This window comes from Nitrosomonas sp. HPC101, assembly GCF_009833125.1.
Classification (GTDB): Bacteria; Pseudomonadota; Gammaproteobacteria; order Burkholderiales; family Nitrosomonadaceae; genus Nitrosomonas.
In genome coordinates this window covers 366,430-380,401 of record NZ_QRCC01000001.1, presented here as the reverse complement: position 1 = coordinate 380,401, position 13,972 = coordinate 366,430, and the positions used below count along the sequence as shown (strand labels likewise).

The following is a 13,972-nucleotide window of genomic DNA, read 5'->3' as shown; positions in this document are numbered from 1 at the left end:
TCATTTGGCTGGCAGGAGTGGTTCTTTACGGTTGATTGTAGCTGATGCGATAAATCACACCTGCCATATCATCCGAAACCAACATAGCCCCATCCATTGTTATGAGTATATCGACCGGCCTGCCCCAGGCTTCGTTATCCTGTAGCCAGCCTTCTGCAAATATTTCTTTTTTCATCATTTTATTTGCCTCTAACTGTATCCGTTCAATACGGTAGCCTGTTTTTGTGCTACGGTTCCGTGAACCATGTTCCGCAATAAAGATATTGCCACGGTATTCGCTGGGGAACATGCTGCCGGTATAAAATCGCATTCCTTTTGGCGTGACGTGAGGATCGAGCTCGACAACGGGCGGGATAAACTTGTTACAGTCATGTTTAGCTCCAAGTTTGGGATCGGCGACTTCTTGTCCATGACAGTAAGGAAAGCCGAAATGCATGCCTTTTTTAGATGCATGATTCAACTCATCTGGCGGCAGGTTATCTCCCATCCATTCACGGCTGATATCGGTGAACCATAATTCTTTGGTGGCAGGATGCCAGTCGAATCCTTCTGTATTACGAACACCTCTCGCGAATACTTCATAATTTGTGCCATCTGGTTTTATACGTGAAATAAGAGCGAAACGATCCAGATTGTTTTCGCAAATATTGCAGGGTGAACCAACTGAAATGTATAACCAGTCGTCCGGGCCGAACGCAATGTATCTCCAGCCATGATATGTTTCTTTGGGGTAATCAGCCGTTATAATGCGCGGTGGCGCAGGGTGATCAAGTGTATTTTCGATGCTATCGAAACGCAGGATCTTGTTAACCGAGGATACATATAAAGCACCGTTATGAAATGCTACTCCAGTAGGCATTTTGAGCTTGCTGGCAATAGTGCGGACTTGACGTTCTCCATCATTTTCCGTGATGGCATAAACGCTGCCGGCTGTTTTGGAGCCAACAAATACCGTCCCTTTATCACCCAGTGTCATGGCGTGCGCATCCGGCACATGCGCCCAGACGTTGATTGAAAATCCCGGTGGCAGCTCGATCTTATCAAGAGTCAGATCGAGTTTCTGGGCATTGATCTGGGAGGTGATTGCGCACAGCGATATTGAAAAGATAAAAGATAAAAATTTCATACGATCGAACGAATAAAAATTAAGATTCGGGATTGAAGTAACTTGAAATCAGGAAACCTGACCCTACAATGTTAGCGCATTTTTTAAGGAGGAAAGTATGCAAACCACGGAAAACGTCGAGCATTTGAATTTTCAGGCTGAAGCAAAACAGCTTTTGAAGCTGATGATTCATTCTCTTTACAGTAACAAGGAAATTTTTTTACGAGAGTTAATTTCGAATGCTTCGGATGCGGCAGACAAACTGAGATTTGAAGGATTATCCGATGCGGCATTATATGAATCCGATTCGAATCTTGAAATCCGTATTGCCTACGATAAAGAAGCACGTACGATCACTATTGTCGATAACGGTATCGGTATGTCCAGGCAGGAAGTAATTGATAACATTGGTACCATTGCCAAATCCGGTACGCGAGAATTTATCAATTCCCTGACAGGAGATCAGGCCAGGGATGCAAACCTGATCGGGCAGTTTGGTGTGGGTTTTTACTCGGCGTTTATTGTGGCAGACAAGGTAACGCTGACCACACGTCGCGCGGGTCTGACTGCTGAACATGGTGTGCGCTGGGAATCCAGTGGCGAAGGTGAATACACACTGGAAACCGTGGAAAAAAAAGAACGGGGAACAGAGATCGTTTTGTATTTGCGTGAGGGTGAGGATGATCTGTTGAACAGCTCTCGGCTGCATTCCATCATCCGCAAGTATTCTGATCACATTACACTTCCCATCGTCATGCAGAAAGAGGTATGGGATGACGAGAGTAAGGCATATAAAACAAGTGAAGAAAAAGAAACTGTAAATCAGGCTAGTGCGATCTGGGCACGTCCGAAAAACGAGATTACGCAAGAACAGTACGATGAATTCTATAAGCATGTTGCCCATGATTTTGAACCGCCACTTGCGCATATACATGCCAAAGTTGAAGGTAAGCAGGAATATATCCAGCTGCTGTATATCCCGGCACACGCTCCGTTTGATTTGTTCGATCGGGACCATCGCCATGGTCTCAAGCTTTACATCAGGCGGGTATTCATCATGGATGATGCAGAGAAACTCCTGCCAGGCTATTTGCGTTTTGTCCGCGGTATTATCGATTCAAATGATCTACCTCTGAATGTTTCCCGTGAAATTCTGCAGGAATCAAAAGATATTGACGGTATTCGTGCCGGTTCGGTGAAGAAAGTACTGGGGTTGATCGAAGATCTTGCAACAAGTGATAAGAGTGAAGATCAGGAAAAATTCAGAACCTTCTGGCGCGAATTCGGCCAGGTACTGAAGGAAGGGGTTGCGGAAGATTACAGCAATCGTGAGCGTATCGCCAAGTTACTGAGATTTACTTCGACGCATGATGAACGGGATGAGCAGACGGTCTCATTGGATGACTACATCGCCCGGATGAAACCGGAACAGGAAAAAATCTACTACATCACCGCAGACGGTCTGAAGGCTGCTCAGAGTAGCCCGCATCTGGAAATATTCCGAAAAAAAGGGATCGAGGTACTGCTGCTGCATGATCGTATTGATGAATGGCTGACAGCTAATTTAAATGAATACGCAGGTAAACCCCTACAATCTATTGCCAAGGGTAATCTTGATCTGGGCAAGCTGGAAGATGAACTGGAAAAGAAAGAGCATGAAAAGGAGGCGGGGGATTTTCAGGAATTGACAACGAAAATGAAGGAAGTACTGGGTGAACTGGTTAGGGACGTGCGCATTACCTATCGTCTGACTGAATCGCCTGCTTGCCTGGTGGCGGATACACACGATATGAGTGGCAATCTGGGACGACTGCTGAAATCAGCTGGACAGAAAGTGCCAGATAGTAAACCGTTTTTAGAAATCAATCCGCATCATCCTATGATCCAGCGACTGAAATATGAAGAAGCAAAATTTGCCGACTGGAGTCATATTCTGTTTGATCAGGCATTGCTGGCTGAAGGGGGACAGCTGGAAGATCCAGCTAGTTTCGTCAAACGATTGAATGAGTTGCTGCTGCAGAATGTTTTGAGTGGTAAGTAAAATCCTGGAGATTTATACCTGTCCGTAGTAGATCTGTATTCAGGTTAAAAGCTCAATTTGTCAACGTCAAGCGGAGGAATGGTATGAGAGCTTGTACTATTTCTCTGGCTTGATACATCAGCAATTCATTGCCTATCTTCTCAATCTTAAAAAGAGAACAATTGGTTGACTTTTGTCCGGGGAGGAGAAGCAGAATGATAGATAGCTCTGTTGTGAGGCTTTGTTCCACGCTACCGGTATGCTGGCAGTCAATCTGACTTATGCTATGTCTGGCATGCACGGAGTAAAAGGCAGCGCGTCTGAACCATCAGCCACATCAAAAGTATAGAGGGTCTATTAATTCACTCAGTACCGAAGTAGAGGTAACCTGCGGTGTGGATGACAAAATGGCGATTTTTGTATCGTCGTGCGAAGGCAGCACCAAATTACCCGGCAGTCCATGACCTCGATATATGAATGGAGTCTGGCAGGAGCTAGCAGGAGATGTCTCAATACTTCAGGAAAAGTGTGCTGGATTGGCAAGAAATTTACTGGCAGCTGGGGACCGCAAGGTGCATTTGATACCAATATTTGCTATTCATCTTGTCAGTACACTTCGAATTCCGTAAAGACTGGATCAGTCTGAATGTTTGTTAAAACAGTTCTAAAAGACTGTCCGGTATTAAAACTATGAAATGCAGCACTTAATCTGGAGCAATGGCAGAAAACAATGGAATCTTCACATAGCAGAACTTATAACATCTTTGCCTCTTGTACCAGTTTCTGTTATCGCCATGCGCCCTGGGTTTTATTAATCTCATTTATTTTTGTCGCAATTAGTGCGGTATATACCGCACGTAATCTTGGCATGAATACGGATACAACGGATATGCTCTCCGAGCATTTACCGTTCCGTATCAATAGTGAAAAGTACGATAAAGCTTTTCCCCAGGATACGGATATTCTGCTGCTGGTACTCAATGCACCCACTCCGGAACAGGCTTATTCCACAGCGAACCGGTTGGTGGCTCTTCTGAAAAAAGATAAAAAAAATTTTTCCGATGTTTATGCACCTGCCGTGGAGGATTTTTTTGGGCGGAATGGATTGCTGTATGAAGATATTCCACAGCTGGAACGTATCACGGATCATCTGGCTGAAGCTCAGCCGCTGATTGCGCAAATTACCCGGAATCCCACACTGCATGCATTTATCACGCTGTTGACGCAAGCGACCGATGAGTTAAACAAAGGTCAGCATCTGGAGCTGGGACCGGTTTTTCAGGGGGTGAGCGAGACGATCAATGCGCAACTTGCCGGCAGATCGCGCCCCTTGTCATGGCAGACATTATTTCGTGGTGAACCGTTGCAGGCTGGTTATCAGGAAATAATTGTTGTTAAACCCATCCCGGATTATTCAGCACTGCTGCCGAGCAAGCAGCCTATTATGGCGGTACGTGCGGCTGCAGAAGCGGTAGGTTTGACCGACGATGGGCCGATTCAATTGCGTATTACCGGGGATATGGCGCTGGCTGATGATGAGCTCAAGAGCTCATTGGATGGGATGGAAATTGCCGGAGTGGTTACATTCATCATGGTGGGCGCAGTGTTGTATTCGGCCATGTATACGGTTGGCATGACCCTGGCTGTACTGATTTGTCTGGTAGCGGGTTTGGTGCTTACCGCTGCTTTTGCAACGGTTGCCATTGGCCAGCTGAATGTGATTTCCATCGCTTTTGCGGTGTTGTATATCGGCTTGGGTGCGGATTTTGCCATTCATTTTTTGCTTCGTTACCGGGAAATGCAAGAAAATGGTTTGCTCACAAAGATTGCAGTATATCGGGCAGGTGGCGAAGCCGGGGTTGCCCTGACTGCCTGCACGATTGCAAATGCCATTGGTTTTTATGCATTTATACCTACCAGCTATAGCGGAGTGGCCGAGCTTGGAATTATCTCGGGCACAGGTATGCTGATTAGTCTGATCGTTACCTTTATTATCGGATCGGCGTTACTGCGCTATTTGTCAGACCAAACAGCTGTTAAATCCAATGGCAGGCAAATGTTGGGCAAAGTGCTTGAGATTTCGCTGAGATGGCGAAAACTGACGCATATTTCTGTTTGTTTAATGTTGCTGCTGGCGGCGGTGCTGTGGCCACAAATCAGGTTTGACTACAACCTGCTCAATATGCAGGATCCGAAGGGGGAGGCTGTTCAGACTTTTCGGGAGTTACTGGCATCACCTGATCACTCGCCATGGTATGCGGTTGTTTTGACTGAAGATCGCGATGAAATTAATCAGCTAAAGGAAGATTTGGGTAAACTTCCGGAGGTGAACAAGGTGGTCTCTATCAAGGATTTTGTACCATCGGAACAGGAAGAAAAGCTGGCTGTAATTGAGGAAATGTCACTTATCATTGGTCCAGAATTGGCAATGACAGCATCCTCTGCGGATAAGAAAACGGTATCGCAACAACGGCAGATACTTGCTTCTTTGCATGCCGCGCTGGAACGCTTGACGACGGATTATCCGGATTCCCCTGCTGCAGCTTCTGCGTTTGCGCTTGGAAATTCAGTAGAATCGTTGCTTTACCAGCTGAATCAGGCGAATTCAGACGAGCAGTATAAATTACTGCATACGCTGGAAGACAATCTGTTATCCACATTGTCTGTCGCACTTCGACGTTTATACAACCTGATTGAAGCCGCTCCTTTCAGTGAACAGGAGCTGCCCACATCGCTCGCCAATCGCTGGCACAGTCACTCGGGGGAATATCTTGTTGCAGTGTATCCGTCTGATGATATTGGTGATAATGAATCGTTGCGTCGTTTTGTCAGATCGGTGCAACAAGTGGCTCCTCATGCAACCGGGATACCTGTCATCAGTCTGGAGGCGGGTGATGCGGTAATCGATGCATTTATTCAGGCATTTTCACTGACTTTGGTAGGGGTGGTGATTGCACTGCTGCTCATGCTGCGCAGTATCAAATATACTGTGCTGGTACTGATCCCGTTGTTGCTGTCCAGCATATTTACTGGTGTTTTCACTGTCTTGCTGGATACGCCATTCAACTTCGCCAATATTATTGCACTGCCCCTTTTGCTGGGCCTGGGAATTGATAGCAGTTTGCACATGGTACATCGCAGCATGGATAACCAGACTGCAAGCGAAGTTTTGATCCATACCAGTACGGCGCGTGCTATTTTTTACAGTGCACTGACTGCGCTAGTTGATTTTTCCAGCCTCATGTTTTCACCACATAAAGGAACAGCGAGTATGGGGACATTACTTACTGTCGGGCTGGCATTCACCCTGATCTGTACGCTTGTTATTCTGCCATCCCTACTGGGGAATCCCGACCGGCGAACGGTGTCGTAAAATTTTTGTCCCGGTATGCTCGAACAGGACAGTTAGTCCAGGTCTGCCCTGTTTTTTCCGTAGCGGTGTTTGAGGTACTCGATTACAGGTGGCGTGATCGATAAAATAATGATCGCAATAATAACCAGCTTGAAGTTTTTTTGGATGAACGGAAGCTGCCCGAAATAAAATCCGGCGTAAATGAATGTTCCGACCCACAGTATGGCACCGATGACGTTATAAGCAAGAAAGGTGCGATAAGGCATGGTGCCAATGCCTGCAACAAACGGAGCGAAAGTACGGATGATGGGGATGAAGCGGGCGATGATAATCGTTTTGCCGCCGTATTTGAGATAAAAGGCATGCGTCTTGTCAAGATATTCCTGTTTAAGGAAGCGGAATCTTGCCGGGGTAAAAACCTTGAGCCCGAATTCTTTGCCTACCCAGTAATTAACGCTGTCTCCCAGAATACCCGCCAGCGTTAGCCCGACAAACAGGATATGGGGGTTAAGCTGTGATCCTGGCAATGATGCCAGTGATCCTGCGGCAAACAACAAGGAATCTCCAGGTAAAAAAGGGAGTACGACCAGCCCGGTTTCACAAAATATAATCAGGAAAAGAAGGCCATTGACCCATATTCCGTATTCCGAGACAAGCGCCTGCAGATGGCTATCAATATGGATGATGAAATCGATAAAAAACATGAGAGAGAATATTATTTGATGATGAATGATAGATCTTATTCATCACAATCGATATAAGAATATTGTATGAATTATTTTGGAGCATATATACTTGATTGAGCAATAAAAAAAGGCACTTGCCCATTTCTGATCAAGTGCCTGTATCTGGTAGGCCGTGCGAGATTCGAACTCGCGACCAACGGATTAAAAGTCCGCTGCTCTACCGACTGAGCTAACGACCCAAAGGCGGCAATTATACCAACTCATCCTTGGTAGGGAAACACTTTATCGCTATTCGAAGAAAGTGATTACACGTGTTGCTGGGTTATTCTGCCGAAACTGCGTATGCCTGAGCTGACAATAGTGATGAAGCCGGTTTGTACCAGGCACCAGCGGGCGAATAATTCTGTTTCGGACAGAATTTGTCTGCGGTCAGGGCCGAGTAGAAACTGGGCTCCGGAGAAAGTGTGTCCATATTTGTGAACTTCGGGCTCCAGTCCCAAAGAGAGTAGCAACCATCCTAGCGGCAGCATTGTGAGAGATAACACTGTTCCCACAATCCATTCTGTAGCATGACCAGACATATTGGCAAGGATGACGGCATTGACGCAGAGTACGAAAAGTAGAACGTAAAGGTAAAAACCTCCTCCCATAGCCATGGCGCCACTGCGGGCAATCAATTCATTCAGGTTATCGGTTGAGGACCAGCTAAAGGCAATGGTTTTGGCTAGCCAGAGCCAAGGTAGCGCACTGATAATCAGAGTGAGTATTTTTCTTGTAATTTGTTTACGTTGCTTGCGCAGGCTAAAGAAGCTGATAATCAGTGCCAGAAAGATAATAAGAGGTGCATGTAGTGCTGTATAGCGGACCGGTCTTTCCAGTATGGAAATCAATGTTGGCCCAAGCCATATAAAAATATTCCGCCAGCTTTCACCCCAGATATCTTTGTTAACAACAAACCAGTAAAGATTATTTGATCCGGTGATATCGGCAATACTTTCCTGAGTGACACTGATTGAGAGTAGCCCCAGGCTGATAAGACTGGCTGCAAACACCCATCCTGGCAGGCTTATATATGGCCTGGTACTGGAAAGTATTTTGGGGCTGATCCATGCGGCCCCTGCCCCGATCCATAGTAATGCCAGAACAAAAATGAATATAAACAATATGTTGCCGTCAAATAGAAATAGCTCTTTGAGGTTATAAGGTATTTGGGGCAGGCGCAAAACTAACCAAAGTAGGCCTGCAGTTCCCGTTGACAAAAGAATGATGGGCATCCATTTCTTGAGCCTGAACGCAGGTTGATTTTCGGAGGAACCAGCCTGATGAGAACGGGATGTGGATGGAATGGGTTTATTTCGTACAGGGAAAGAGCTGGAATCAAGCGCTTCAACCCGATGTTCAAACTGTCTGAATTCGGACAGCCCCCATGCGATCAGCCCGATCAGTAGCGGTTCGGTAATGTCAGCACTGCGCCCAAGTAGTCCCATTTGAATCAGTTCGATGATTATCGACCAGAAGATCAGTGCCAGAGTCATACCTCGTGAATTTCCACCGATATATGAGGTAAACCATAACAGGGCAGAGTAGATATAAAAGGATCGAGACAATGCCATCGCGTTGGTAAGCATTGAACCTTCAAGCATGGAGGTGAAGGGGATCAGGTTGAAGGTGCCGCCAGTCGTGAACGAGAGGGGGGTTAGGGCATCAATAGTCCAGGCAGATAGCAATGACCAGAAAGCGACGGCTACCCGGATGTATGGATCGGTTTTCGATAGAAAAATGCTGGCCAGATAACCCGCTAATAGTCCCGATAGGGTTGATACATCAAGGAACTGATTTACAATCGTGATTTTTCCGATCAGAGTAAGTAATAGTGCTCCTGTTAGCCAGGCCAGAGATCTTGGAGTCAGTAGAGAAAGAATACTTCCAGCTGTGATGATGCTCGCTGCATGCATCCAGGCAAGGGGAAAATTGAAATCCGGTGTTTGCAGGGGTTTAAGGGCATCCTTGAATTTTTGCCAATCCAGAGATGGAACGAGAGGTAATAATTCACTGCATAGCCAGAGACATAGTATTGCCAGGGGAAGGATGGCTTTGTTGTTTGAAAAAGACTGTCTGCCAGGCAATGACGAGAGCATCTGTTTTGTCAGGATACTTATTCCAATTCCTGAGAACAGGCCCACCATATTCCAGAATACATCTGCCAGTGCTGCGGATCGGGTAGGTAGCCAGATCTGCAGGATTTGTAGGACGAGCGAGAATATAAAGCTGGCGATGCTGAGTAATAATAGCTTCAGTGTCTTGTTTTGAGAACGAATAGCTCGTTCTCCGGCAATACCAAGCGGGAGAAAGAGTACGATATTGCCTAAGATGTCGCCGATAGAGGGTGTCCATCTCGGGTCTGTGAAAAATTGTTCAAATGCTCCCGGGGCAGTGCTTGTGAAATTTCCTGGGTAAAGAGATCCATACGTGATAAGCAGGATGAGAACAATCAGTATTTTTGTACTGAAGGATAAATGTCTGCTGCTATGGTTGGTTATCATGATATTTCATACCTGCTATCTGTCGTGGATCAGCGATCGGGTTGCGGTGTCTAAAACATCCGGTACCTTTATTTTGGCAGGAACTGGACGAACAGTTCGTTATAATTACCGGAATATGCAGTCATATCAAAAACTTCTGGGCAGATAAGAGATATTTCTGTTTCCATGAAGCAACTACCTGGTTTCAAGAATGAGTGACTGCATTGATTGCTTGAAGTTTTTTTTGATTCTAAACCTGATATTTCATTATGCTCTGGATTAAATCACTGCACATTATTTTCATGGTGACCTGGTTTGCCGGGTTGTTTTATTTGCCCCGGCTGTTTGTCTATCACGCCATGTGTACGGATCAGGCGGGTATAGACCGGTTCAAGGTGATGGAGCGCAAACTCTATTATGGCATTATGGCTCCCGGTGGGCTGCTGACGATCGTTTTTGGTACGTGGCTGTGGCTGGGCTATGGTTTTTCCGGGGGATGGCTGCATACTAAACTGGGGCTGGTGGTGTTACTGGTTGCCTACCACCTCTATTGCGGAAAGCTGCTGATCGACTTCAAGAATGACCGTAACCGGCATGGCCATATTTATTATCGCTGGTTCAATGAATTACCGGTTCTGGTATTATTTGCCATCGTTATCCTGGTGGTCGTCAAACCTTATTAGGCAGATGAGACGTCCGTGAATTAATCTTCTGCGATGCTCTGGTCCGGAAAGAGCGTATCGGTATAGCCAAATTTGCGCAGATCAGTTATCCGCATCGGGTAGAGGATCCCGTTCAGGTGATCGCATTCATGCTGCACCACGCGAGCATGAAACCCGGTCACTGTTCTATCAATAGGAGTACCCGTTTCATCTACGCCCTGGTAACGCAGCCGGGTGTAACGTGGAACCAATCCACGCATGCCTGGAATACTCAGACAACCTTCCCAGTCTTCTTCCTGTTCTTCAGTCAGCGGCGTTAGAATTGGGTTGATTAGCACGGTAAACGGGATGTTTTCCGCATCAGGGTAGCGCGGAGAAGACTCTACACCGAAAATGACTACCTGCAGATCCACGCCAATCTGTGGTGCCGCTAATCCGGCACCATTAAGTGCCGCCATTGTGTCCTGCATATCCTGCAGTAGTTCTTTGAGCACCGGCGTATCAAACTGATCGATACGACGTGCCGTTTGCAGCAGGCGTGGCTCCCCCATTTTTAATACTGGTTTAATCATCTTCGTGCCTTACCAAATGCTCTAATATATTCCTGACATTTATCATGGCATCTTCCAACGCTTTGTGCGCAGCCTGAAACGGAATAGCCTGCGTACTTTCCCCGCGTCCGGCTGCATGATTTGCAATAGCGGCAACAGTTGCGTAAGAAATGTTTAATTCCCTCGCGAGAATTGCTTCCGGCATGCCTGTCATCCCGACGATATCCGCACCATCCCGTTCCAGACGGTTGATTTCTGCAGCTGTTTCAAATCTGGGACCCTGGGTGGCGGCATAGACGCCCCCGTCAATGACTGATTCACCTGCTTCCTGCGCTGCTTTCAGGAGACAGATGCGTGCAACAGGGCAATAGGGCTGTGTGAAATCTGTATTGGTGATGCTTTTGTCAGATCGATCATGGAAAGTGGCCTCCCGGCTATGGGTGTAGTCTATGATCTGGTCAGGAATCACGATCTTTCCAGGTTTCATATCTTTACGAATACCACCAACCGAGGTTACCGCAATGATTGTTTTGACCTGCAGGGTATGCAGGGCCCAGATGTTAGCACGATAGTTGACGATGTGAGGGGGGATGGTAATGCCGTGGCCGTGTCGCGACAGAAAAACAATTTCCCGCTTGCAGATCATGCCAAAAATTAATGAGCCGGATGGTTCTCCGTAAGGGGTTCTGATGACTTGACGATGCGTGACTTCCAGGCCGGCAAGTTTGTTCATACGTCTGCCACCGATGATTGCAATCATATTGATCCTGATAATAATGAAGTATTTTCTCGTGCTTTATTATAACCGGCAGCATAGACGGAATGCGCGTGTAAGAGAACGTAGCCGTGACGGAGAGGGTGACCGACTTGCTGCTGTGCTATGCGTTATTCATTCACTCTGTTTTTGCAGTAGTGACAACAGCTGATCTTCATCGAGTACAGGAATGCCTAATTCAGTTGCTCTGGTATATTTGCTGCCAGGATCGGTGCCGACGACAACATAACTGGTGACAGATGAAACGCTGGCAGTGACTTTGCCGCCCTGTTGTTCAATCCTATTTTTAGCCTGTTCACGCGTCATTGTGGAGAGGGTGCCGGTCAGGACAAAAGTTTTTCCGGAAAATATCAATCCTGATTCAGAAGTTGCCTGAGCCGCCGGGGGCGTTTTTTTCCACTGCAGACCGTGTTGTATCAGCTGTGCGATGACATCACGGTTGTGCGCCTCGATAAAAAAATCCTCGATACTTTGTGCAACAACCGGTCCGATATCCGGAATCTGCTGTAGCTCATCGGCGCGCATCTTCATCAGTACGTTAAGTTCGCCGGCGTGACTGGCAAGTGCCTTCGCAGTTGCTTCGCCGACATGGCGAATGCCCAGTGCATAAATAAAACGTGACAGCGTGGTGTGTTTGCTGCGCTCAATTGCGGTGACGAGATTATGCGCGGATTTTTCCGCCATGCGTTCCAGTTTGGCGAGTGTTTCAACATCCAGTTTGTACAAATCGGCAGGGGTGTGTACCAGTTTACGTTCAACCAGCTGGTCGATCAGCTTTTCACCCAGCCCGTCAATATCCATCGCGCTGCGGGAAGCAAAGTGCCAGAGTGCCTGTTTGCGCTGTGCCGGACAATACAGCCCGCCGGTGCAGCGGGTCACGGCTTCCCCCGGCAGACGTACTGCCCGGGAGTCGCATATCGGACAGTGATCCGGCATGACAAACGATTGTGCATCAGCAGGGCGGTGCTCCGGTATGGCTGCAACTACTTCCGGGATGACGTCACCCGCCCGTCGTACGATCACGGTATCACCGATCATAATCTGCTTACGCTGAATTTCATCCTCGTTGTGCAGTGTAGCATTGGTGACGGTGACGCCTCCGACGAATACCGGTGCCAGGCGTGCAACCGGCGTCAATGCACCGGTACGGCCGACCTGAATTTCAATCGCCAGCAGTTCGGTGCTGGCTTCCTGTGCCGGAAATTTATGGGCAATGGCAAAGCGGGGTGCGCGCGAGACATAGCCGAGTGTTTCCTGCTGCGCCAGATTATTGACTTTGTAGACTACACCGTCAATTTCATAGGGCAGGGTTGAACGTGAAGCTGCCATCTCGTGGTAACAGGCGAGCAGAGCATCCGCGCCTGTTACAATCCGATTCTGCTGTGCCACCCGGAACTGCTGGGAGGCTAAATAAGCCAGAACAGCACTGTGTTCTAAAAAATCTGGCTGATGATTGCGCAACATACCGATGTCATATGCGAAGAACGTTAGCTTGCGAGTTGCGGTAACGCGTGAATCAAGCTGACGTAGTGAACCGGCTGCTGCGTTACGTGGATTGACGAAGATTTTCTCGCCTTTTTGCTGCTGACGCTGATTGAGTTGTTCGAAATCCGCTTTCAGCATGACGACTTCGCCGCGCACTTCAAATCGACTGCGCGCTGGAACGACTGGCAGTCGCAGTGGGATGGATGAAATCGTACGTAGATTCAGGGTGATATCTTCTCCGGTATAACCATTCCCTCGAGTGGCACCCCGTACCAGCATGCCGTTCTCATACATCAGACTGACAGCCAGGCCATCAAATTTAGGTTCAACCGCGTAATCGACTTTTTTCACATCCAGAGCTTCTCGGACGCGCCGGTCAAATGCGATGACTTCCTCATCCGAAAAAGCGTTGGCCAGTGACAGCATCGGTGTTTCATGGGCGAGCTGGGCAAATGCTTTCAGCGGGGGAGCACCTACCCGTTGAGTCGGTGAATCCGGTGTGATTAAATGTGGATACTGTTGCTCCAGCTGCTGCAGCTCACGGAAAATCAAGTCGTATTCTGCATCTTGAATTACCGGTGCATCCTGCACGTAATAATGAAAATTGTGCGATGTGATGACTGCACGCAGTGCTCCCAGACGTTCTTCAATTGTTTTTTCAGATGCCATGTCAAGAGCATTACCATGTTAGAGGAGAGTAGAAAATTCTCGGCAGTTGGGAAATCTATTGATAATAGAAGTACGTTGCGTGGTAAGAGTTTCGGGGTTTTATAAATTTTGTGCAAGACAGATTGTCTACGATAACTTCTGCAGT

Annotated in this window: 9 protein-coding genes and 1 tRNA gene; 3 read left to right on the top strand and 7 right to left on the bottom strand. The window is 47.3% G+C overall.

Translation table 11 applies throughout. The features are described 5' to 3' along the window. Window positions 1-25 precede the first annotated feature (25 nt). Complete coding sequence (locus ABO04_RS01720) at window positions 26-1,126, bottom strand: PQQ-dependent sugar dehydrogenase (protein WP_160808878.1); 1,101 nt, start codon at window positions 1,124-1,126, stop codon at window positions 26-28. A 97-nt stretch (window positions 1,127-1,223) separates the two neighbouring features. Between ABO04_RS01720 and htpG the strand changes: the two genes are divergently transcribed. Then, window positions 1,224-3,146 carry a molecular chaperone HtpG gene (gene htpG, locus ABO04_RS01715; protein ID WP_160808877.1) on the top strand — a complete coding sequence of 641 codons (1,923 nt, stop codon included), beginning with the start codon at window positions 1,224-1,226 and terminating at the stop codon, window positions 3,144-3,146. 709 nt (window positions 3,147-3,855) lie between these two features. Beyond that, entirely contained in the window at window positions 3,856-6,498 is a 2,643-nt protein-coding gene (locus ABO04_RS01710; protein ID WP_160808876.1) for an MMPL family transporter, read from the top strand. Between the two features lie 32 nt (window positions 6,499-6,530). Here ABO04_RS01710 and ABO04_RS01705 read toward each other — a convergent pair whose 3' ends face one another. The 3 genes from ABO04_RS01705 to ABO04_RS01695 all read right to left on the bottom strand — a co-directional run bounded on the left by ABO04_RS01705 (window position 6,531) and on the right by ABO04_RS01695 (window position 9,706). Continuing rightward, on the bottom strand, window positions 6,531-7,181 hold the full coding sequence (locus tag ABO04_RS01705; protein ID WP_160808875.1) for a DedA family protein: 651 nt from the start codon (window positions 7,179-7,181) through the stop codon (window positions 6,531-6,533). A 145-nt stretch (window positions 7,182-7,326) separates the two neighbouring features. After that, a tRNA-Lys gene (locus tag ABO04_RS01700) sits at window positions 7,327-7,402 on the bottom strand. 66 nt (window positions 7,403-7,468) lie between these two features. After that, window positions 7,469-9,706 carry a VanZ family protein gene (locus ABO04_RS01695; RefSeq protein ID WP_160808874.1) on the bottom strand — a complete coding sequence of 746 codons (2,238 nt, stop codon included), beginning with the start codon at window positions 9,704-9,706 and terminating at the stop codon, window positions 7,469-7,471. Window positions 9,707-9,954: 248 nt separating this feature from the next. Here ABO04_RS01695 and ABO04_RS01690 point away from each other — a divergent pair, with 248 nt between their 5' ends. After that, window positions 9,955-10,368: a CopD family protein gene (locus tag ABO04_RS01690; protein WP_160808873.1), complete on the top strand. Its 414-nt coding sequence runs from the start codon at window positions 9,955-9,957 to the stop codon at window positions 10,366-10,368. 20 nt (window positions 10,369-10,388) lie between these two features. Here ABO04_RS01690 and def read toward each other — a convergent pair whose 3' ends face one another. From def to ligA, 3 genes are all read right to left on the bottom strand, one after another. Further along, the gene (gene def / locus ABO04_RS01685) at window positions 10,389-10,919 is read right to left on the bottom strand and encodes a peptide deformylase (RefSeq protein ID WP_160808872.1); all 531 of its coding nucleotides are present in this window, start codon (window positions 10,917-10,919) and stop codon (window positions 10,389-10,391) included. Further along, entirely contained in the window at window positions 10,912-11,658 is a 747-nt protein-coding gene (locus tag ABO04_RS01680; RefSeq protein WP_160808871.1) for an S-methyl-5'-thioinosine phosphorylase, read from the bottom strand. Before ABO04_RS01680 ends, def begins: the two co-directional genes overlap by 8 nt. A 129-nt stretch (window positions 11,659-11,787) precedes the next feature. Further along, window positions 11,788-13,827: an NAD-dependent DNA ligase LigA gene (gene ligA, locus ABO04_RS01675; protein WP_160808870.1), complete on the bottom strand. Its 2,040-nt coding sequence runs from the start codon at window positions 13,825-13,827 to the stop codon at window positions 11,788-11,790. Window positions 13,828-13,972: the final 145 nt, after the last annotated feature.